The following is a 20,501-nucleotide window of genomic DNA, read 5'->3' as shown; positions in this document are numbered from 1 at the left end:
TCATGCTGAGTTCCATTATTCAATGGGCGATCGCCCGTCGCTGGCTGGTGATTTTGGGCGCAATGATCCTGACTATTTGGATCTTTCGCACTATCATCCAAATGCCGCTGGATGTATTTCCTGCGTTTGCACCACCCCAGGTCGAAATTCAAACGGAAGCACCAGGTTTGGCTCCAGAAGAAGTCGAGTCACTGGTGACGCTGCCGATTGAGAGCGCCATCAATGGCACACCGGGCATTTCGGCAGTCCGATCTTCCAGTGCGGCAAGTATTTCAGTCGTGCGCGTCGTGTTCAACTGGGGCACCGATATTTATCAGGCAAGACAGCTTGTGACAGAGCGGCTACAGTCGGCTCAAAGCAAACTGCCAGCCGGAGTTGAGACTCCACAAATTGCGCCGATTAGTTCGCCCATCGGCACGATCGTCACCTACGCCTTCACCTCCCAAATTACTGATTTAATGGATGTGCGGCGGATTGTCGATTGGCAAGTCACCAACCGCCTGCTAGCAGTGCCAGGAGTGACGCAAGTGATCGTGTTTGGCGGCGATGTCCGGCAGTATCAAGTGTTGGTCGCTCCCGAAAAACTTCAGGCGTTCAATGTCTCGCTGCAAGAGGTATCAGATGCAGTGGCGGCGGCAAACGTGAATGCACCGGGTGGTTATTTAATTACGCCTGACCGCGAAAAATTGATCCGAGGCATCGGGCGCATCGAAGATATTGAAGCCTTGAAGCAATCGGTGATTGTTGCCCGGAATGGCACGCCCGTTAGGATTACCGATGTAGCCGAGGTGAGAATTGGTGCAGCCGTGAAACGGGGGGATGCCAGCATCGACTCTCAAAAAGCGGTTGTGGCGGTCGTCAACAAACAGCCTCAAGCGGACACGCCCACCGTGACTCGTGCTGTGGAAACGGCAATGGCAGAAGTGAAAGCCGGACTACCAGAAGGGATTCAGGTGGCGACGACATTTCGCCAGGAAACTTATATCGATGCGTCAATCGAAAATGTGCGGGAAGCCCTCATCGAAGGCAGCATCATTGTTGCCCTGATCCTGATTCCGTTTTTGATGAATTGGCGCAATTTAGCCGTGTGTTTGGCAGCTTTACCACTGTCTCTGTTGGTTGGAGTGCTGGCGCTCAATTGGCTCGGACAAGGTTTAAACACCATGACTTTGGGCGGGTTGGCGGTGGCGATCGGGTCTGCGGTAGATGATGCGATCGTCGATGCCGAGAACGTGTATCGGTGCTTGCGGGAAAACAAGTATTCGCCGAACCCTAAACCCGTTCTAGACGTAGTGTTTGAGGGCTGTCAAGAAGTGCGCGATTCCGTATTTGGAGCGACGATCATTACGGTTGTCGTCTTCTCGCCCATCTTTGCGCTCACGGGTGTAGAAGGCAGTATTTTCATCCCAATGGGCTTGGGCTATCTAGCGGCGGTATTGGCTTCCAGCGTTGTTGCCCTGACCGTCACGCCTGCCCTCTGCGCGATTTTGCTGCCTTACGGTCGCCTGCCGGAACGAGAACCCTGGGTCGCTCGGTTCTTCAAAGGACTCTATTTACCGCTGCTGAACTTTTCGATGCGGCGATCGCTCGTTATTTTTGGCATTGCAGCCGCAAGTTTAGTCGCAGCGGCGATCGTGTTGCCCTCGTTTGGACGCATCTTTCTGCCAGAGTTTCAGGAACAGTCTTTGGTCAACACGTTGCTGCTTTACCCCGGCTCATCGTTGGAAGCGACCAACAGCGCTGCATCGGTGCTAGAACATAAGCTCAAAGATAACCCCAGTTTTCAAAGCGTTCAGGTGCGATCGGGTCGGGCGGCGGGTGATGCCGATGCCGCAGGCGTGAACCTTGCCCACCTAGATGTGGAATTGAGCGAGACGGGGATGAACGATCGCAAAGCCAGCGTGGAGTTGTTGCGCCAAGAATTTGCCAAAGTGCCGGGAGCAGCACCGAATGTGGGCGGCTTTATCTCTCACCGCATGGATGAAGTGTTGTCGGGAGTGAGAAGCGCGATCGCCGTCAAAATCTTCGGTCCTGAACTGGAGCAACTCCGTACTTTGGGACAGCAGGTAAATGATGCCATGCGATCGGTTGAGGGCATTGTCGATCTTCAACTTGAACCGCAAATTCCAGTCGAGCAGATTCAGATTCAATTCGATCGCGCTGCCGCTGCAAGGTACGGATTAACCATTGGTCAGTTGTCAGAAACGATTGAGACGGCGCTGAATGGGCGAGTGGTGTCGCAAGTGCTAGAGCAGCAGCAAACCTTTGATCTTGTAGTGTGGTTAAAACCAGAAGCCCGTCAAAGTTTAGACACGATTGGGAATCTTTTAGTCGATACGCCTAGTGGCAACAAGATCCCGTTAGCGCAGGTGGCAACGGTTCAAGACGGTACAGGTCCGAACACAATCAGCCGTGAAAATGTCTCTCGGTTGCTGGTGGTGGCTGCCAACGCGCAGGGGCGAGATTTGCGTTCAGTCGTGAATGATATTCAGACAAAGGTCAAGCAGCAAGTTCAAACTCCACCCGGTTATTACATTCAGTACGCCGGACAGTTTGAAGCCGAAGAACGCGCCAGCCAGAATATTCTGATTTTTAGCGCGATCGCCTTTGTTGTCATCACCATCATCATGTATCTCTCGGTGAAATCGATCGCGTCCACCATCATGATTATGATTAACCTACCGTTGGCATTGGTGGGTGGCGTGATTGCGGTAGCGCTCACCGGAGGAATTCTCTCGATCGCCTCGCTGGTAGGGTTTGTCACCCTATTTGGGGTTGCTACCCGAAACGGTTTATTGCTGGTGGATAACTACAACACCAAATTTGCCGCCGGAATGCCGTTGAAAGATCTGCTAATTCAAGGATCGATGGAACGCCTTAACGCGATTCTGATGACGGCGTTTACCTCTGCGTTAGGACTAGCACCCCTAGTCATCGCAGGTGGACCCGGAAAAGAACTACTGCAACCGTTATCAATCGTCGTGCTGGGTGGACTTTTCACCTCGACTGCCCTGACGCTGCTGATCTTACCTGCGTTCTATGCCAGATTCGGCAAGTACCTGTTTCCGAAGCGATCGATAGTTGAAAACGGTAAAGTCTCTCAACCAGAGAGGGAGCGAATTCACGGAAACGTTTAACAGTTTTTGTTCACTAACTAAGGAGAAAAATCATGCAATTTCTTAAAGCCAGTTCAGTTCTTTTCAGCCTGGTAGGAACCACATTGTTGATCACGACTGCGGGCAGCACTGGGGCAAATACCTGGGTAAGCAGCGTTAATGCTCAATCACCGCTGCAACGTATGGGCGAAACAGCGATCGCATCCAAGCCCAAAGGAGAAGGTCACGGTGGACAAGGCGGTCAAGTGATTGAATCTGGACCATACCACCTGGAACTGGTGACTGGGAAAGAAGCAAATGCCACTCACATTGACTTCTACTTGCAAAATGGCAGCAATCATCAAGCGATTTCCAATGCCAAAGTAACAGGTCAAGTGCAGATGCCGAATGGAACTCAAAAATCCCTCAACTTTAAGTACGATGCGTCTGGCAAGCACTACACTGCTATCCTTCCTGGTAAAGCCAGTGGAGCTTACAAGGTAACTGTCTTATCCGACATCAACGGTAAGAAAGTGAATGGGCGCTTCAGTTTTAGTCGATAACTCTCTAGCTAAGCGATCGCTCACTGTGCATCTCTACCTTGATATCGACTATCGACTTCTGTTTTGACTCAATTGACGTAAAGCAAATTTCATGAAATTCAACAAATCCAACGTAATCTTTTTGGCAAGCATTGGGCTTCTGTTCTTGGGCGCTTGCAGCAGTGGCGATCAGGCGAACAATCCAGCTAGTAGCCCTGCGGCTTCTGCACCAACTGAAATCCAGCCCTTAGTAACAACTTCTCCAGCCATGAGCGGAGACAAAATGGCATCTGAAAAGGCTGACTCTCATGGGGGACAAGGGGGGCAGGTGATTGAATCGGGTCCTTATCATCTGGAACTTGTAACCGGGAAGGAAGCAACCGGAACTCACATCGATTTTTTTCTACAAAAAGGCGATAACCATGAACCGATTCCCAACGCGAAGGTCACGGCTCAGGTTCAATTGCCCGATGGTAGCCAGAAGATCCTGGACATGAAGTACAGTGCAGACGATAAGCATTACACTGCAATCTTGCCTGGAACAGCCACAGGAGACTACAAGCTTGCCATCCTGTCGGACATCAGCGGCGAAAAAGTAAACGGACGCTTTAGCTTCTCACGATAGTGTTCTTGAGTTCAATTTCATCCTAATTTCATCTCTAAGCCTTAATCTGGAGGTAAGGCTGTCGGATCAATGTATTTGTCAGCCTGTTGGATCACCCTATTCGAGGTCAACATGAACAAGTTGAATGGAGTCAAGCTTTTTACGACTGGCGCGATCGCCTTCTTATCCATTTCAGCAATGGCAGTCAGCAATGCCAGCGCTCAAGAGAATCAGAAACCCGCTCCTCAAACTGAGCAGATGAGCGGCTGTAGTTGTTGCAAGAAAATGATGGAGAAAAAGAATGATGACATGAACAAAATGCCTGGAATGAATCCCTCAACCTCAACCCCAACAAGTAAGTAGTCAGAGCTAGTGCTTTATAGCTAACTACTTAAGAATTTCAGAGGTGTTACTACACTCAGATAACACCTCTGGATCTGATTATTAATGAATAAATTATAGATCTATTTTTTAAGTATTTCTCAAGTTTATTACTTCTAATAAGTTTTATTTTTAATGACTAATTTAGAGTTATTAGCGCAATTTCATTTCAGTTTCATTTTACCATCCTAATCTGGAGATAGAGCCATCCAATGAATGATGCTATGGCTCAACTTCTAATGCAACACCTTAATAGAAAAAGGATGCTTGAACAATGAAACCAGAAATGAAACTAGACGAAAAAATAATGTTTGCAGCATTTTTTGGGCTAGTTGCAGTCGGTGCCATTTTTGCTAAATCTGTGAGAATGTCCAAAACTATTGAATCGGATGCAGCACAGAATCATTCTACAACCGTGATGAGCAGTTCTAAGGGATAACATTCCATCCATCAGACATCTACAGTCCATAATGACTCTCATGGAGGGCACTCGCCAGGAAAACCATCGAACACATCTGCTGTTATCCAAGCTAAACTGACGACTTCAGACACATCTACGCTGAATAAGTCAACGCTTCTGATGATTGACGTTCAGGATTCAAAAGGGAAGGCGATCGCTCAATTCGACACCTTCCAAGAAAAGCTAATGCACTTGATTGTCGTCAGTGATGATCTGCAAATCTTTCAGCATCTGCATCCAACCTACAAAGGAAATGGACGTTTTGAAGTTACGACAACATTAACCCAGGCTGGCAACTACACACTGGTGAGTGACTTCAAGCCTGCTGGCAAGGAAGAAGAAGTTGCGATCTTAAAGACCCTCGTACCGGGAACATCTTCCGCTGCATCCGTAGTGGACTCAGCCAAAACAAAAACTATTGATACCACAAACGTTACATTAACCCTTTCTGAGCTAGCAGTTAAAGCCAAACAAGAAGTAACGCTGACGTTTGATTTGAAAGATTCAGTCAGCAATCAATCCATTTCAAACTTGCAACCCTACTTGGGCGAGGAGGGTCATTTAGTGATTCTCAAGCAGTCTGCTTCACTCACCCGTGCCGATTACGTTCATGCTCATGCGATGAAGGGAGCAGCCGATGGAAAAGTCGAGTTTATGACTGCATTTCCCCAACCTGGAAACTATAAGCTCTGGGGACAGTTCAATCGCAATGGCAAAATCGTCGTCGCTGATTTTTGGGTGAATGTTCTTTAGTTAGTCAAACCTGAAGAACTCCCTCAATTTTGGGGTGCCTGAGCATCAACTGGCATAGCAGAAGAGTTTAAGCGACCAATTTCGGCAGACTCGAATTTGAGCAGTCCCAGAAAATAGGGGTTTGAGCTTCCTTCAAATTTAGGGATTCTCCCAGAATTTGCAAGGGTTTGCACGGTTTCTTGCGATTTCTAACCACTCTTTTGGGGCTAAAAGCCTGCCCTGAAAGGGCTCGTTAGGTTTTTCAGGGACGACTAGTTATTGGTTTCTAGCTTAACCGCACATGCCGCAGTAGCATCGCCTTAATCGACACAACAACCGTGGAAACGCTCATCAAAATAGCGCCCATAGTAGGTGAAAGCAAAATCCCTAATGGCGCAGCAACACCAGCCGCTAGCGAATGCCTGTCTAACGTGCGCTCCAGGACTGAAAGAACGCTCCTGACATGGCTGCTCGTGATAGTGATGCCGCATTGCTCATATTTCCATTGAAGTAGATTTCGATCGCCATATGGGTAGCTTTGCACACTCCTATGAAATCAGGATGAAATTTTGAGGCGATCGCGCAGTTCTTTAAGCATTGCAATGAGTGAGTTGAATTAAACACTGTCAAACAATGCTCATTAATTTCTACTAACACTAGATTTAACTTAATTAAGTCATTTGAGTTAACAAGCCATTTTAGTTAATAATCGGAAACTGTTTGCAAACTGAAATTTCATCGGGTCTTCATCTCTATCTGACACGATAGTAAATATCAGATAAAACCTGATTAGCACTGAGAGTTTCATCAAGGAGAATCATCATGGGAAAAAAGAATTACTCATCAATCGATCCAAGGAGAACCGTTATGAAACGCAGCTTCTATACCGCTACATTGTCTCTTGCATTTCTCGCCGCAGTTCCTGCCATTCGAGCATATGCAAACTCTATAGAAACATCGGGCGGAGCAGTTAGAACGCATCTAGAAGCTCAATCTAAATTGAAAAATCCATCATTTCCTAAAGCGCAAGTCCCAACAAAAGCACCCGGCGATGAGGCACTTAATAAGAGAAACACTAAGTTAGAAAAAACAGATCAAGCAGACAAACCAGATTCAAAGTTGGATGATTCTTATCCAGCTTACTGCGAAACGCTTCCATCCTGGGTGAAGCCGGGAGATTTTGAGTACAACGAAGCCCTATACAAGTGCAAGTACGGCTAAATTCTCACCTGAGATTTTGCTAGTCGGTAAGCTCTTGCACGGCTGAATCAACAGATGAAAATCATCTTTCAACCTTACCTTCCATCAGTTTTTGCAAGAAGCTTACCCATGTTTGAAATCAATCTAAGAGTCTTCAAAGCCAAGGAATAAAATCATGAAGAAGCTAATCATTGCTGCTGCTTTCGTTCTAACATTCACATCTTTTGTTCCTGCTGCTAACGCAAATCAAAACAAGTGTAAAGGAGATGCGGCTCATGCAACTCCACCTGTCGTAAACCATCCGACTCATATTCGGAATGTGGTTTGGCGTAATACGAGAGCAATGTGTCTGCAACAACTTTCTAACAGTTCTAAAACTCCTGAGAAAGTCAGCCAACTAAAAACTTCTGATACTTCACAGTCAGCAAGCCTGCTATGAACCGTTCTAATTTTAGGTAAGCTTGTGGAACTGAAATCACCATAAAGCCTTGTATGAATGCAGTACAAGTAATTTCATCCAATCCGACCTATTTTTTCCCAAATCACGCTGTCTGAAGTCCTTTATTTGGGTGGCTTCAGACTTTCCTAATGTTGAATCGTGCTTGGTATTAGGAGGATGAATTTCATCTTGATTTCATTTTGAGGTGTCAAACTATGAAATGAGGAGATGGTTGAAACTTGCATGAAAATTTTGCTTGTGGAAGATGAGCCAGATTTAGGAGCCGCGATTCATCGAGTCCTACATCGGGAACGGTACATCGTGGATTGGGTACAGGATGGCACAGAGGCATGGCATTATCTCGATCGCTCTCAGGTTGAGTACAAGTTAGCCATCTTAGATTGGATGGTGCCGGGAACCACAGGGATTGAACTTTGTAAGCGATTGCGATCGCGTAACAATCCATTGCCCATTTTGATGCTGACCGCTCGCGATCGCATGGAGGATAAAGTCGCCGGACTCGATGCTGGAGCCGATGATTATCTAGTCAAGCCGTTTGGCATGGCAGAGTTACTGGCTCGGATTCGCGCCCTCCAACGGCGATCGCCCCAAATTCAGCCAGCGCAAATTCAGTCCGGCAACCTAGTTCTAGACTGTGGGACTCGCACAGTGTTCAACCGAACGCAGAGTCAAATTGACCAAAGTATTACGCTCACTGCCAAAGAATTTCAAACTCTGGAATATTTGATGAAACGCTGTGGGCAGGTAGTCACCAGTGAGCAACTGATGAACCAACTTTGGGAATCTGGGGCAGAACCAACCAGTAATGTGGTTGCCGCCCAGATTCGACTCCTACGACGTAAACTGGCAGAAACAGGATATGAAGGACTGATCGAAACTGTTCACGGCATGGGATACCGCTTTAAAGCACCAGATGCATCAGAATAAGCTATTCAATCAAACACGCGGACGATTGGCAGGCTGGTACGCCGGGGTCATGGGTGTGATTTTGAGTTTGAGTGGGTTAGTCACCTATCAAATGGTTGCTTATTCCCACTGGCATGCGGTGGAACAGGAGTTAGAGTCTGTTTCTGGCACATTACACGACAACCTGGAGTCAAAGCTAAGACAGCCTGGAAAACTCGAACCAAGTGTGGAAGCCGCCTTACCAGGTTTGTGTGCGGCAAATCAAAGTTGTATCAGCCAATCAGATAACGCTGGACGGCATATTTTAGGCATTGTGCAACAAAACGGCTACTACCTGCGTTTTTTGGAACAATCTGGGCAAGCGATCGCCCTATTAGGGCAATATCCCAATGAAGCTTCAGCAGACATCCAAGAAGGTTGGCAGACCGTGAAAGGGAGCGACGGCACTCGTTATCAGCAAATCTCCTTGTTGCTCAAAACAGCAGATGGAACATCGTGGGGATATATGCAAGTGGGGCGATCGCTCAAAGAATATGATGACCATCTCACAACGCTGCGGTGGCTGTTTTTGATTGGGTTGCCAGCAGGTATCGTCCTGGTCGGAGGAACGGGTTGGTGGCTGGCTGGAATGTCAATGAGACCAATTTATCAATCCTATGAGCGGATGCAACAATTTACAGCGGATGCTGCCCATGAATTACGCACTCCTGTAGCAGCCATTCGTGCAACAGTCGAAGCGGCACAAGACATACACCCACTCTCTGAAGCAGAAGTCCAAGATACGCTAGCGGTCGTTGCCCGCCAAAACAAACGATTGGCTCAGTTAGTTCAAGACTTGCTGTTGCTCTCGCGAATGGATCAACAAACGCATCCGATCAAGCACTCTGCCTGCTGTTTGAATGATCTTGTGGTTGACCTGGTTGAAGAGTTGTTTGTGTTAGAAATTGCCAAGGCGATTAAACTGACTCATCAAATTCGGGTGAACGAGCCGCTGTTTGTGATGGGGGACGAAGCTCAGTTGAGCCGTTTAATTTCTAACTTGATCACGAATGCGTTGCAATACACACCGGATGGAGGCAAAGTTACCGTCATTTTAGAGCGAGACGATCACCATGCTTTGATTCATGTTCAAGATACAGGAATTGGCATTGCTCCAGCAAATCAAACTCGAATTTTTGATCGGTTCTACCGAGTCAACAGCGATCGCTCCCGACATACAGGTGGCTCTGGACTAGGATTGGCAATTGCGAGGGCGATCGCTCGTTCCCATCAGGGCGATCTAAAGGTACAAAGCAGAGTCAACGAGGGAAGTACTTTTATAGTTCGATTACCGCTCAAAGATTAAGAAGTATTAATGACCGACTCTACACTCTCAAAATGCTAATTTAAAGCTTCATTCTCCCAAACATGCTAGTTCTAAATTATGCACTTTCAATGCAAGACTTTAGTTACTACACATTTCTGGGCTGAACAGTTCCTTGGACTAGAATTCACTATTTAGTAATTACAAACCTAGTGACGCATTTAACGAAGCACCAAACTTGGGCTTTAGCCCTTAAAGAACCTATGCCCTTTCAGTGAATAGTGGTTTAGTTTCTGTCAACTTTGCAAGTCGTTCGATCCTTTGCCAGATTGAGATAAAATTCTTCGAGATGCAAATCGTAATGGCTAAAGTTTATACCTAGAAGGGTTTAAAGAATAGAGGGTACTCGATTCGTAAGTAAGTATCCTTAAAAAGGTGCTTTAAGGGACAGTCCTAAGGACGGCTCTCAAATTTACTCCTTGCAAGTAACATATTTTGTGTAATTCCCCAATACCAAACATAGCTCTCAGAACTAAGCCTTGTAGTTATCTTTCACCAAAAGATACAACAATTGCCTGAAGCTTAAATTTGTGCAAGGTATATGTTTGCTGTTACAAATAAGCCTTATGAGGCAGGAGCGTTACTCTTTTGAATTCATGCCAAAAATAGCATATTTGCACAATTCAATTTGACCCAACTTGACCTAAAAGTAACCAAGTTTTTAGTATTGAGGTAAAGATTGGGGTAATTTTTTCAAATGCCATGATCGAGTTAGACTAAAACCTCTATGCAGAAGGAGTTTTGTAAAATGCTATTCTTCCTTCACACAGAGTAGGGCAAGCAATGGCTGTGCCATCCCGAAAGCCAAAGCGAATTCGATTAGGTGTGGGTTGCCCGACAGTTGATCCATATTTGCCGAATCGTACTAGCTGTGTTCCAGAAATCATTCTCCCCCTAAAAAAGTCCTAAAGCCCCTTCATTATGAAACTTGAAGCGATATTGACGGCAAGCAATTCAGCTTAGGCAGGAGTGGAACTGTCATGACGGAGCTAGGAGATTGTCCGTAAAGGTCTGTACTTATACTAAATCCCAATCTAATCCGTTCAGCAGTACCGTTTTGTGAAGCGCATAAGGCATTCAAGGTGAAGGCTTCGTTAGAGATCGGCTCTTCTCAAACTGAGCGATTAACTCTGTGCGTGAAAGTGATGGTAATTGCAACAACAGTTGAGCGCGATCGCGCTTGGGCAGTTGGACGATTTTGACAGCGATCGCAGCCAGTGGCATCTAATTCGCCAAATCGGACTTCCAGTAAATCAGCTATTTCTTCTTGTAGAGCTTCCTGCTTACATTCTTGTCTGCCTTTTTGAAGCGTTTGTTGTCACCATTGCTCGTATACGACATCTAAATTCATAATTAGCTCTTTTTTCTCCCTATTCGGATTTTGACAGCTTCGTAGATTTCCCCCAATGTCAGATTTCCGCAAGGAGTTCGCTGGCTTGCTCAGGATCTACTTTCGGTAATCGATTCGTAAGGTAGGCATCGGTTAAGCCGACAGCTTCGCCTAAGTTGGGGTCGATGCCGTCGAGTAGCTGGGGATTGATGGCAGTGATTTGCCAATCACGATCCCAGAAGATACGGTTCATCAGTCCTTCGATGATGTCTTTCCACATCTTCAAGTCGATTGAGTGAACGTGATGGATAATCGGTTCGTACTCATCACCTTCGTCCTCAAATTCAGACTCCTGCCAACCCTCAAGCAGATAGGCGGAAAAGGGTTGCCAAACTAGTTCGCGGTAGGCGTAGGTGAAGGGTTTTGGTTCTTCATCGGCTTCAAACTCTTCGCATTCAATTTCTTCCACAATTTGCATTCGGACGTAGGCAAAAGGAAAATAGGCAGCGGCTTCAAGAGTGTTGGTGAGGGCAGGAGCTTCTACGGTTGGGACAAGGAGAGGAGTTAGGGCGCGATGGAGGAGAAACACCTTCTGTTCAAAGCTTGCAGAGTCGAAGATGCGATCGTAGGTACAAAGGTTGAGTTCTACCTCTGCTTCGCTATATTGCTGCAGTTCGTCAAGGGCGAGTTGCATTGCCTCCAGGTAAAATTCTGCTTCGACTCCCTCAAGGGTTCGCACTCCCAGAATAGTGTTCCACCTCGATAAATTCTTTCGCAAGATCAATCTGTGTAGATCTTACGCTCCCAAACTTATCCAACATGACCTAAAAATACCCAAACTTTTAGGGATTGGGGGAAAATTGGGGGAATTTCTGAAATCGCAGCCTGAAACCTTTATGCAGCAAGCTGCGAGAGAGGACTGAAAATCCTCGTGTCACCGGTTCAAGTCCGGTTCCTGGCATTCAATCAAATCAAGCGAAAAGCTCTGAATTCAACCGATTTAGAGCTTTTTCATTTAATGCATCATTACTTGTAGCACTACCGACTACTGAAGGAGTTGCTCAAAATGGCAATATCTACATTCGGATGAGCAGCAATTTGCGTTACTAACTTCTGTCTAGTTCCAGAAAGCCTGACGGGTGCTTTACTCTACAGACAGCGATCGCACCGATGCCATGAAGAACGTTGTCGAGATTTTACTACGAACCTCTCTACGTCGATATCCAATGCCGACGCGGATTAGTGTGTTTGGCTACTTGGGGCGATATGCATGGCTGAAAGATGTGTTGGAAGAACTGCGCCCTGAGTTGTTTCCAGCCCCGCCTGAAGTTAGGGAGATTGCCAGCCATGAGGCGATCGCTGCCAAACCCAGCGCCACTATCCTGGGGATTTTGGATCGGTCTGAAATTTATGGGCGATTGGGACGCTACAAGGTAGAAACGTATTTGGGGCAACGAGGCAATGGGCATTTATTTGGGGCGATCGACCTTGCTTCTAAACGTCCGGTGACGGTCAAAGAATTTTGGTTGGCGGCTGATCGGTTTACTAAAACGGAGGCACTGCAACGACAAAGTGCTTTTCAACAATTGGCGGGGTTCCAGCTAGCCGATGGGCGATCGCAAGATTTTCGAGTGATGCAGCCGATTGAAGCCATTGCCGACACCGAATCTCAAGAGCTTTGTTTTTTAATCACCGATCGCCAAGATCAGTCTCCGTCATTGCGGCAATATCTCAAAGAACGGGGAATTTTGCCCCTGCCTCAAGTGCGGGAAGTGTTGAGCCAAATTCTGCAAACTCTCGATTTTTTGCATCAACAAAAGTTTAGTTTTTCGACCGGAGCGATTCAAAACGGTTTGGTTCACGGGAATCTCAGCCTGGATAGTGTGCTGTGGACAGAATCCCAAGCCCAGTTTTTCGTCTATCTCTGCGATTTGCGATTGTGGGAGCAATGTTTCGATCCTGCCGCGTTACCGGGGCAATCCACTCAAGTCACCCCCGATTTGCTTCAGCAGGATCTTGATGCTGTCGGGGAGATTGGAATTTCGTTGCTGCAAGGACTCGATCGCGATGCCACGATCGAGATTGAACCCCATCTGGCTCAAGTGCTGGAGTCTCTCCAAACTGCCAGGTTTGATAGTGCGGAAACGGCTCGGCGGCACCTGTTGAAGCTGGTTCCACCATCGCCTGATGCGATCGCACCGCTATCAACCAGCAGCGCTCAGCCCACTGCTTCCCAGACATTACCGCTGCTTGGTTTATCACTTTTAGCGTTGCTGATTGGGGCTTGGGCACTGCTGTCGCAAGGGCGATCCACGGAATCGCGATCGCTTGCCTCGCCCCCAGTGTCAACGTGCTGCTTGGCAGAAGTCAGCGCCATGCCAGCAGGCTCATTTACCTATACCGGAGTGAAAGACGGAACTTGGTGGTTTGTGCTGCAACAGCGCAATTTAGTCCAACGCGGTCAGGGGCTGAAGGAGGCTCTGGCATTCGCGCAGCCGAAACTTCAGCTACAGTTTGCGCCCGTGGCTCAGATGGATCAGGTGTTGGCGCAGGTGCGATCTGGTGCCGCAGATTTTGCCGTATTGCCACTGCTTGAGGATCTGCCCAAAGACATGATGGCGGAGACTATTGCCTATGACGGTTTGGCGGTGGTGGTGGCTTTTAGCTATGCAGAACGACAAAAAGGACTTCCCACTGCTCTAAAAGGAAGGCTTAGTCTCGATCAAATTCGACAACTGTATGCAGGACGGGTTGACCAGTGGCAGGCACTCAATGGCCCCCCGTTAGACGTGCGGCTGTATGTCTCCAGCAATCCAGAGGCGATCGCCGTATTTGAGCAGAAAATCCTCGACTCTCAAAAACTGCAAACCGTCGCCAGGATTCAACAAAAATCTTCGATCAACCTGTCGCGGCAGGTGATCCGCGATTTTGAGGACAAAGATATTGGCAGTATTGGGATTGCGCCCCTAAGCGAAATTTTGGGGCAATGTTCGGTCTATCCGTTGGCGGTGAGTTGGGCTGGACAAGCACCCGTTCAGCCGATTATATTAACCAATCGGCAAAACATTAATCCTGAAACGGATCTCTGCAACCGTAAAGGAGCTTATGCCGCTGATCCGGATCTCTTCCAACAGGGCAACTATCCCTTGAGCTATCCGATCGCAGTCCTCTATCCCCGCGATAATCGCCGCTCAGCGATCGGCAAAAAATTTGTTGAACTGATGCGAACTCTAGAAGGGCAACGATTGCTAAGAGCGGCAGGACTGGTTCCCCTGGGGCAAATGAAATCGCCCACACCAACCAATCAACGTTAAGCACGGGGTGCATTTGAGACTGAGCCTACTGAAGGAGCAAGACAGCCGATGTCAACATCTAACACTCAAGAATTCAAAACGATACCAGCTATTCCCGGCACGGTTAGCAGTTGGAATGGTGGAAACTGGGTTGATCAGCCGATGTCGTCTTCAATCCCGCTATTGGATCGGCTCAAAGCGATCGGGTTAGTTGCTGTCGTCGGTACATCGGCAGTGGGAACCGTTCTGCTCGGTCACGCCATCTGGAACCTCGATCGCGAAGAAACGCTATTACCAATTTCCGAAACGAGCAGCGGTTCTACTCCGCCGTTGCGCGATCGCATGACCGTGATTACGCCCAATCGTGTAGAGGTCAGCCCACCGGAAGCCGTTCTGCCGGATGCAACCTCTCCCACCCTGCGATCGCGCCAGTCCGACCAAGCCTCCCTGCCTCGCCAGAATCATGGATTTGGCGATCGCAGTCAGCCATCATCCATTTCATCTGACTCAATCACCATTAATCAAGATGCAACCAGCCCGAAAACATCTGTTGCCAACGGAACTAGCCCGACTTTTCCAACAATTACGTCTCCAGCCAAGTCTGCCAGCGCTGCCCCTGCCGCCCGTCCCAAAACGCCCCCCGCCCCGTTTCCGCTAACGGTGATCGCAGTTTTGCTACAACCGCCTCAAAAATCGTTCCCAGCGATCGCCACGACTCCAATGCCACCCGTTATGGCTCAGCCTGGTTTTGGGGCTAGCCAACCTGCGGGCATCCCCGCCGCAACAGCCTTTCCTCCCAGTCCTCCAGAATCCATTTCTCCAGACACTTCAAACGCTAGCCAACCCCCTGCTGCACCCCCAGTCGTGGCTCCCGCCCAAGCTCCGCCAGCCGTGGCGATCGGGCAACCTCCCCCGCGCAAAGATGGGGTTTATGTCGAGCGCCTCACCATTACTGGCAGCACTCGATTTTCGCCTAAAGAACTGGCACAAACGGCACAGCGAGCGATCGCGCCCAATGCAAATCCAGCCAAGGGTAGCACTGATCCGACCTTTTTAAATCGGCGGCTTTCCCCAGCCGAATTAGTTCAGGCAAGTGAAGCGATTACCAAGCTGTATACCGGAAAAGGCTACATCAACTCTGGAGCCTACGTGCCAGCCGAGGTTCTGAGTGGCAGCGCTCCTGAAATTCGAGTGGTAGAAGGCAAGTTGGAAGCGATTAATGTGACCGTGCAGCCTCCTGGCTTTCTCTGGCTTGCCCGTCCTCTGTCTCCTAACTACGTGCGGCGACGGCTCGCAAAGGGCATTCAAACCCCACTCCAGATCGATCAACTCGTGGATGTTGTCAAATTGCTAGAGCAAGATCCCTTAATCGCGGGTATTTCAACCGAATTGGCACCGGGAGCGACTACGGGTCAAAGTATTTTGAATGTCAAAGTACGACAAGCAACGCCGCTTCGACTCAGCGCCTCAATCGACAACAGCCGATCGCCCAGTGTCGGACGGTTACAGCAGCAGGCGACGCTGAGCCATGCCAATCTACTTGGACTGGGCGATCGCTTACAGGTTGGGTTTAATCGCACCGAAGGCAGTCAGGGCTTCAATGTCGGCTACGCCCTGCCGATCAATTCCAAAAATGGCACGTTGAGTTTTAGCTATGGCAACAGTCGCGGACAAGTGATTGAAGAACCTTTTCAAGATCTCGATATCAAATCGCGATCGCAAACCTACGAAATCGCCTTCCGGCAACCCATCAAGCAAACCTCTACAGAGCTTTTTGCCCTATCACTGCGCGGCACTCACTACCGCAGCAGAGGCGTGTTTCTCGAATCTTTCAACGATGGCGTGGCTATCCCTTTTCCAGCCCAGGGATCAGATGAAAACGGTGAAACTCGCGTCACAGCCCTGCGGTTTGGGCAAGAATGGACGAAGCGCAGCGAAAAAAATGTGTTCTCGCTGCAATCCGAATTCAGTTTCGGGCTAAATGCGCTGAATGCAACCATATCCGATGAGCCACCCGATGGTCGCTTTTTCTCATGGCAAGGACGCGGCTTTTGGGTTCATGCCTTTGCTCCCGATACGCTGTTTGCCCTCAAAGGTCAGGTACAACTGGCAAACCGTCCCCTCGTTCCCGTCGAACAAATCAGCATTGGAGGTCTGGATACGGTGCGGGGATATCGCACCAGTACACTGCTGGCAGATAGCGGCTGGCTGGCTTCTGCCGAGGTGTATCTACCGATTCTACGAATTCCCAAATGGCAGGGTGTATTGCAGGTGATTCCGTTTTTAGATGCGGGTCAGGGGAAAAATCGCGGCGATTTTCAACCCAGCCCTAGCAAGCTGTTGAGTACAGGGTTAGGTTTGCAGTGGAAAATGGGCGATCGCTTTCGGGCGCGACTCGATTGGGGCATCCCGTTAATTAACGACACGGCAGAGAATGGGCGATCGCTGCGCGAAAACTTCTTTTTCTCAGTTATTTTCACCCCTTAAAGCGGCGCTATTCAGCCTTGGGGTCGTGTTCTAGACCTGTGGAAATGAAGAAGAATTAGATAAGCGTTTCTTCTGCATAAAGCGGTGATGGGGATGTCTTTAGCCCAAGCGTCGTATATTTCATCATCAGGTTTGCCAGCGCATCGAGATCAATCGGCTTAGACATATAATCATCGGCTCCAGATTCTAGACAAACTGCGCGATCGCCCTTCATTGCCATTGCCGTTTGCACAATCACCGGAATGGTTTGATAGCGAGCATGCTGCTTCAGTTGCCGAGTTAGGATCAGCCCATCGGCATTAGGTAAATTCACATCCATCAAAATTACCGCAGGCAGCGATCGCTCCAGCGCAACCCACATTTCCGGGGCATCTTTTGCCCAGGTGACTTCATAACCCAAACGACTCAAATAAGTCAGCATCAGTTTCGCATTCGGAAAATTGTCTTCCACCACCAGCACTCGGTTACATGCAACATCTGGTATACCTGTCATCTCACTCGCAAACAAAGCTGCTGGCGTTGGATTAAGATCATCTAGCGAGATCGCGCTGGCTCTATCTTGGGCTTGTACAGTTTCACAAGCGACTTGTTTAGCGACAATTCCCTGACGAACCGATTGCGGTGGGGCGATCGCCTGAGTCAGTTGAGGCGTGGTGTTCTCTGCCTCATTACCCTCACAATCTTTGGTTAACTCAAACGGCAGCACTACCGTAAACCGAGATCCCTCATTCAGTTCCGAACGCACCTCAACGCATCCCCCGTGAAGCTCCGCTAGCTTTTGAGTCAGCACCAATCCCAACCCGGTTCCTTCACTGCGCTCCACGGCAACGTTAGTAATCTGCGAGTAAGGTTTGAACAGAAGCGCCTGCTGTTTGGGTGAAATTCCAGTGCCGCTATCCCACACGGTAAAGTGAATCTGACCTTCCGTCGATCGCACTTGCAGCCCAACGGTGCCCCGCAACGTAAACTTAATCGCATTCGACAACAGATTAAACAGCATTTGCTTAAGACGTAAGCCATCTGCTGCCACCGTTTTCAGATTGGGCTGCAAGTCTAACTGCACACTTAGTCCTTTATCGCTGGCTTTTTCGCGTACCAAGGTCAAGCAAACGTTGCAGAGTTCCTCAATATCAACCGTTTCCCATTGCAAGGTCATCTGATTCGCTTCGATTTTAGACAAATCCAAAATGTCGTTAATCAACGCCAGTAGGTGCCGACCACTACTCAAAATAATTCTGAGATATTCCTGGTGGCGCAGATTCAACGGGTCAAAGCCCTGTTGCTGCAACAGATGGGTAAACCCCAGAATGGAGCTTAAGGGTGTGCGAATTTCATGGCTAGTATTGGCAAGAAACTCACTTTTTAGCTGATTAGTTTGCTCAAGTTCTTGATTTTTTGCTAGTAGCGCTTGATGATTCTGACGCTGGTTCGCCATTAGCCGAATCTGATGTAATGCAGCCACGCACTGTTGAGCAATTCGCTCTAGGGTTTGAGCGTCACAGGGCAACTGAAGCGAATCATCAGAATTACTGGAATCATCGGTTGCATGACCCATCAACAGCCATGCTTCACACTGCTCTCCACGAATTTCACAAACGCGATATCGGTTTTGCCCAGATGACTCAACCTGCTGCAACTTGGCGATGTTAGCGCGGCTGATCGGCTGTCCTTGTTTTAGAGTAATCGGCTTGCCTTTAGGTAACTTCCACAAGAAAGACGATCGCCCACATCCGGCAACACAGGAGACCACAAATTCAGTTTTAGAAGATTGGGTCGCTGGCAGCGCGATCGCGACAGTTGTATCTTCCAACAAACGGCTCAACTCAGAGGTAACCCGTTGAAAAAGCAGCAGTTCAGCTTCTTTAACACTTTCCGGTGTGGTTGCCTTTTCATTCTGCAAATAAGCAGTCACTGACTCAGATATCTGCTGCCCTAACAATGCGACACAGCGTTCATTCCAAAGCTGAAACTCTAATGACTGCATAGAGCCTTTTGATTGCATAGAGACTTTGGCTTGAGAAAATTTAGACGAAGCGCGAGGCATAAAAGAAGTTTGTTTTAATCGATTCGATCGCCGCCAATGTCCATCAACAGGAAAATCTCTATCAATAGGGATTTTAAGCTTAAGGGTTTCAGGAGTTCAACAATAGAGACCCTGTGACACTTCAGTCACCCCATCAATCTAGCCTTCAATCTAATTCAGACGCAATATACGTCCAGATTGCAATGCATAGTTCAGAAAAAGAACTAAAACAAACGCTTTATTATCTTACGTAAACTCGGTATATTTTCGTATATCAAACCTCTAACCTTATCAAACGCTTCATCTAACCTGATTGCGGCTTCATATAGATAAGAAGACATCCGTGAGGTTTCGGGAATTCAGGTACAAAAGTGCAGAATTTGCACTCGCCACTCGCCATTCACTACTTACCATTCGTCATTCCCACTCGCCACTCGCTTGCTATATCATTAGCAATGCCTCACCCTCTGCTAGATTGGGCTTTTTTTGATGTCTCATCCTACTTCTGTTGCGATCGCGGTTCCTGCCACCACCGCCAATATCGGACCTGGTTTTGACTGTCTGGGAGCAGCTTTATCTCTCCATAACTCCTTCACATTTTCGCAATTAGACTCTAGCTCCGAGACAGTTGTAATTACGGCAACGGGAACGGAAGCAGCAAGGGTTTCAACCGATACATCTAACTTGGCATACCAAGCCTTTGCTAGGCTCTATCAGCAGTTGGGTCAGCCTGTGCCTTCAGTCAAAATTGATATTCAACTGGGAGTGCCCCTAGCGAGAGGTTTAGGAAGTTCGGCAACCGCGATCGCGGCAGGGATAATGGGCGCAAATAGTTTGGCAGGCTCGCCGCTGAGCCTAGAAGCTGTGGTGAAATTAGCCGTGGAGATTGAAGGACATCCCGATAATGTCGTGCCTGCGCTGATGGGCGGTTGTCGGTTGGCAGCCACGGGAGTGAATGGCGAGTGGCAAATTTGTGAGATTCCTTGGCATCCCAGCATTGCCGCGATCGCTGCCATTCCAAACTTTGAGCTATCTACCACAGAAGCACGCCGCGTTCTCCCTGCTAGCTATAGTCGCGCCGATGCCATCTTCAACGCCGCCCATTTAGGTTTATTGCTGCGTGGCTTAGAAACAGGCAACGCCGACTGGCTACAAGCCGCTTTGCACGATCGCATCCATCAACCCTATCGACAAACACTGATTCCGGGGTATGAGGCAGTGCAGCAGGCAGCGATCGCCGCCGGTGCCTATGGACTAGTGATCAGCGGTGCAGGACCGACTCTTTTAGCGCTGGCGGAAGTGACCCAAGCCGACCCAGTCCGAGCCGCGATCGCCACTGCCTGGAAACATCACAATATCGACGCGATCGTCCAGGTGCTGCAAATTGATCGTCAAGGCGCGATCGCCCAATTTTAATGAAACTCAAAACTCAAAACTCTAATCGCCCCAACAAAAAGCCCCCAGCTTGAGGCTGAGGGCGACAATCAGGGTGCATCTACCACTCTACTCTTCCAAGTTCCCACCCCTTATCCGGAAAGCTCTGAGAAATTTCTAAAAACTCGTTTTCCTCCTTGCTGATATAGCAGTACGAGGAAAGGTCAAGACAACAACCATCCGTTATTCTT

General features: G+C 48.4%; 18 protein-coding genes. 14 read left to right on the top strand and 4 right to left on the bottom strand.

Features of this window, described 5'->3' with window-relative positions:
• The first annotated feature begins 2 nt into the window (after positions 1-2).
• From AB3R30_RS12215 to AB3R30_RS12190, 6 genes are all read left to right on the top strand, one after another.
• Positions 3-3,137 carry an efflux RND transporter permease subunit gene (locus AB3R30_RS12215; RefSeq protein ID WP_458649464.1) on the top strand — a complete coding sequence of 1,045 codons (3,135 nt, stop codon included), beginning with the start codon at positions 3-5 and terminating at the stop codon, positions 3,135-3,137.
• Between the two features lie 32 nt (positions 3,138-3,169).
• Positions 3,170-3,658: a hypothetical protein gene (locus tag AB3R30_RS12210; protein WP_458649463.1), complete on the top strand. Its 489-nt coding sequence runs from the start codon at positions 3,170-3,172 to the stop codon at positions 3,656-3,658.
• A gap of 91 nt (positions 3,659-3,749) precedes the next feature.
• Positions 3,750-4,262, top strand: coding sequence for a hypothetical protein (locus tag AB3R30_RS12205; RefSeq protein WP_458649462.1), 513 nt, complete (start codon positions 3,750-3,752; stop codon positions 4,260-4,262).
• A gap of 111 nt (positions 4,263-4,373) precedes the next feature.
• Positions 4,374-4,604 (top strand): hypothetical protein, encoded by a 231-nt coding sequence (locus tag AB3R30_RS12200; RefSeq protein ID WP_458649461.1) that lies wholly within the window; start codon positions 4,374-4,376, stop codon positions 4,602-4,604.
• A 292-nt stretch (positions 4,605-4,896) separates the two neighbouring features.
• A complete protein-coding gene (locus tag AB3R30_RS12195) occupies positions 4,897-5,061 on the top strand; it encodes a hypothetical protein (RefSeq protein WP_458649460.1) in 165 nt (54 codons plus the stop codon).
• 141 nt (positions 5,062-5,202) lie between these two features.
• On the top strand, positions 5,203-5,835 hold the full coding sequence (locus AB3R30_RS12190; protein ID WP_458649459.1) for a hypothetical protein: 633 nt from the start codon (positions 5,203-5,205) through the stop codon (positions 5,833-5,835).
• Between the two features lie 265 nt (positions 5,836-6,100).
• On the opposite strand, the gene AB3R30_RS12185 is transcribed toward AB3R30_RS12190, so the two are convergent.
• The gene (locus tag AB3R30_RS12185; protein ID WP_458649458.1) at positions 6,101-6,358 is read right to left on the bottom strand and encodes a hypothetical protein; all 258 of its coding nucleotides are present in this window, start codon (positions 6,356-6,358) and stop codon (positions 6,101-6,103) included.
• 278 nt (positions 6,359-6,636) lie between these two features.
• Between AB3R30_RS12185 and AB3R30_RS12180 the strand changes: the two genes are divergently transcribed.
• The 4 genes from AB3R30_RS12180 (at position 6,637) to rppB (ending at position 9,725) form a co-directional block, all read left to right on the top strand.
• Complete coding sequence (locus AB3R30_RS12180; RefSeq protein ID WP_458649457.1) at positions 6,637-7,035, top strand: hypothetical protein; 399 nt, start codon at positions 6,637-6,639, stop codon at positions 7,033-7,035.
• Positions 7,036-7,189: 154 nt separating this feature from the next.
• Positions 7,190-7,453 (top strand): hypothetical protein, encoded by a 264-nt coding sequence (locus AB3R30_RS12175; RefSeq protein WP_458649456.1) that lies wholly within the window; start codon positions 7,190-7,192, stop codon positions 7,451-7,453.
• Between the two features lie 243 nt (positions 7,454-7,696).
• The gene (rppA, locus tag AB3R30_RS12170; protein ID WP_458649455.1) at positions 7,697-8,401 is read left to right on the top strand and encodes a two-component system response regulator RppA; all 705 of its coding nucleotides are present in this window, start codon (positions 7,697-7,699) and stop codon (positions 8,399-8,401) included.
• Positions 8,388-9,725 carry a two-component system sensor histidine kinase RppB gene (rppB, locus tag AB3R30_RS12165; RefSeq protein WP_458649454.1) on the top strand — a complete coding sequence of 446 codons (1,338 nt, stop codon included), beginning with the start codon at positions 8,388-8,390 and terminating at the stop codon, positions 9,723-9,725. The genes rppA and rppB overlap by 14 nt, the downstream gene beginning before the upstream one ends.
• Positions 9,726-10,468: 743 nt before the next feature.
• Here rppB and AB3R30_RS12160 read toward each other — a convergent pair.
• The gene (locus tag AB3R30_RS12160; RefSeq protein WP_458649453.1) at positions 10,469-10,630 is read right to left on the bottom strand and encodes a hypothetical protein; all 162 of its coding nucleotides are present in this window, start codon (positions 10,628-10,630) and stop codon (positions 10,469-10,471) included.
• 265 nt (positions 10,631-10,895) lie between these two features.
• Between AB3R30_RS12160 and AB3R30_RS12155 the strand changes: the two genes are divergently transcribed.
• The gene (locus tag AB3R30_RS12155; protein ID WP_458649452.1) at positions 10,896-11,096 is read left to right on the top strand and encodes a hypothetical protein; all 201 of its coding nucleotides are present in this window, start codon (positions 10,896-10,898) and stop codon (positions 11,094-11,096) included.
• A gap of 56 nt (positions 11,097-11,152) precedes the next feature.
• On the opposite strand, the gene AB3R30_RS12150 is transcribed toward AB3R30_RS12155, so the two are convergent.
• Positions 11,153-11,812, bottom strand: coding sequence for a hypothetical protein (locus AB3R30_RS12150; protein WP_458649451.1), 660 nt, complete (start codon positions 11,810-11,812; stop codon positions 11,153-11,155).
• 400 nt (positions 11,813-12,212) lie between these two features.
• Between AB3R30_RS12150 and AB3R30_RS12145 the strand changes: the two genes are divergently transcribed.
• Together AB3R30_RS12145 and AB3R30_RS12140 are read left to right on the top strand one after the other, a co-directional pair.
• Positions 12,213-14,387 carry a hypothetical protein gene (locus tag AB3R30_RS12145; protein WP_458649450.1) on the top strand — a complete coding sequence of 725 codons (2,175 nt, stop codon included), beginning with the start codon at positions 12,213-12,215 and terminating at the stop codon, positions 14,385-14,387.
• Between the two features lie 48 nt (positions 14,388-14,435).
• Complete coding sequence (locus AB3R30_RS12140; RefSeq protein WP_458649449.1) at positions 14,436-16,853, top strand: ShlB/FhaC/HecB family hemolysin secretion/activation protein; 2,418 nt, start codon at positions 14,436-14,438, stop codon at positions 16,851-16,853.
• A gap of 55 nt (positions 16,854-16,908) precedes the next feature.
• On the opposite strand, the gene AB3R30_RS12135 is transcribed toward AB3R30_RS12140, so the two are convergent.
• Positions 16,909-18,837 carry an ATP-binding protein gene (locus AB3R30_RS12135; RefSeq protein ID WP_458649448.1) on the bottom strand — a complete coding sequence of 643 codons (1,929 nt, stop codon included), beginning with the start codon at positions 18,835-18,837 and terminating at the stop codon, positions 16,909-16,911.
• Between the two features lie 528 nt (positions 18,838-19,365).
• On the opposite strand from AB3R30_RS12135, the gene thrB reads away from it, so the two are divergent.
• The gene (gene thrB, locus AB3R30_RS12130; RefSeq protein WP_458649447.1) at positions 19,366-20,292 is read left to right on the top strand and encodes a homoserine kinase; all 927 of its coding nucleotides are present in this window, start codon (positions 19,366-19,368) and stop codon (positions 20,290-20,292) included.
• The last annotated feature ends 209 nt before the right edge of the window (positions 20,293-20,501 follow it).

The sequence above is a fragment of the Sivoneniella epilithica UHCC 1019 genome (assembly GCF_040830845.1).
Taxonomy (GTDB): domain Bacteria; phylum Cyanobacteriota; class Cyanobacteriia; order Leptolyngbyales; family Leptolyngbyaceae; genus ULC077BIN1.
The sequence above is the reverse complement of the archived record's forward strand: the minus strand, read 5'-3'. Positions and strand labels throughout refer to the sequence as shown.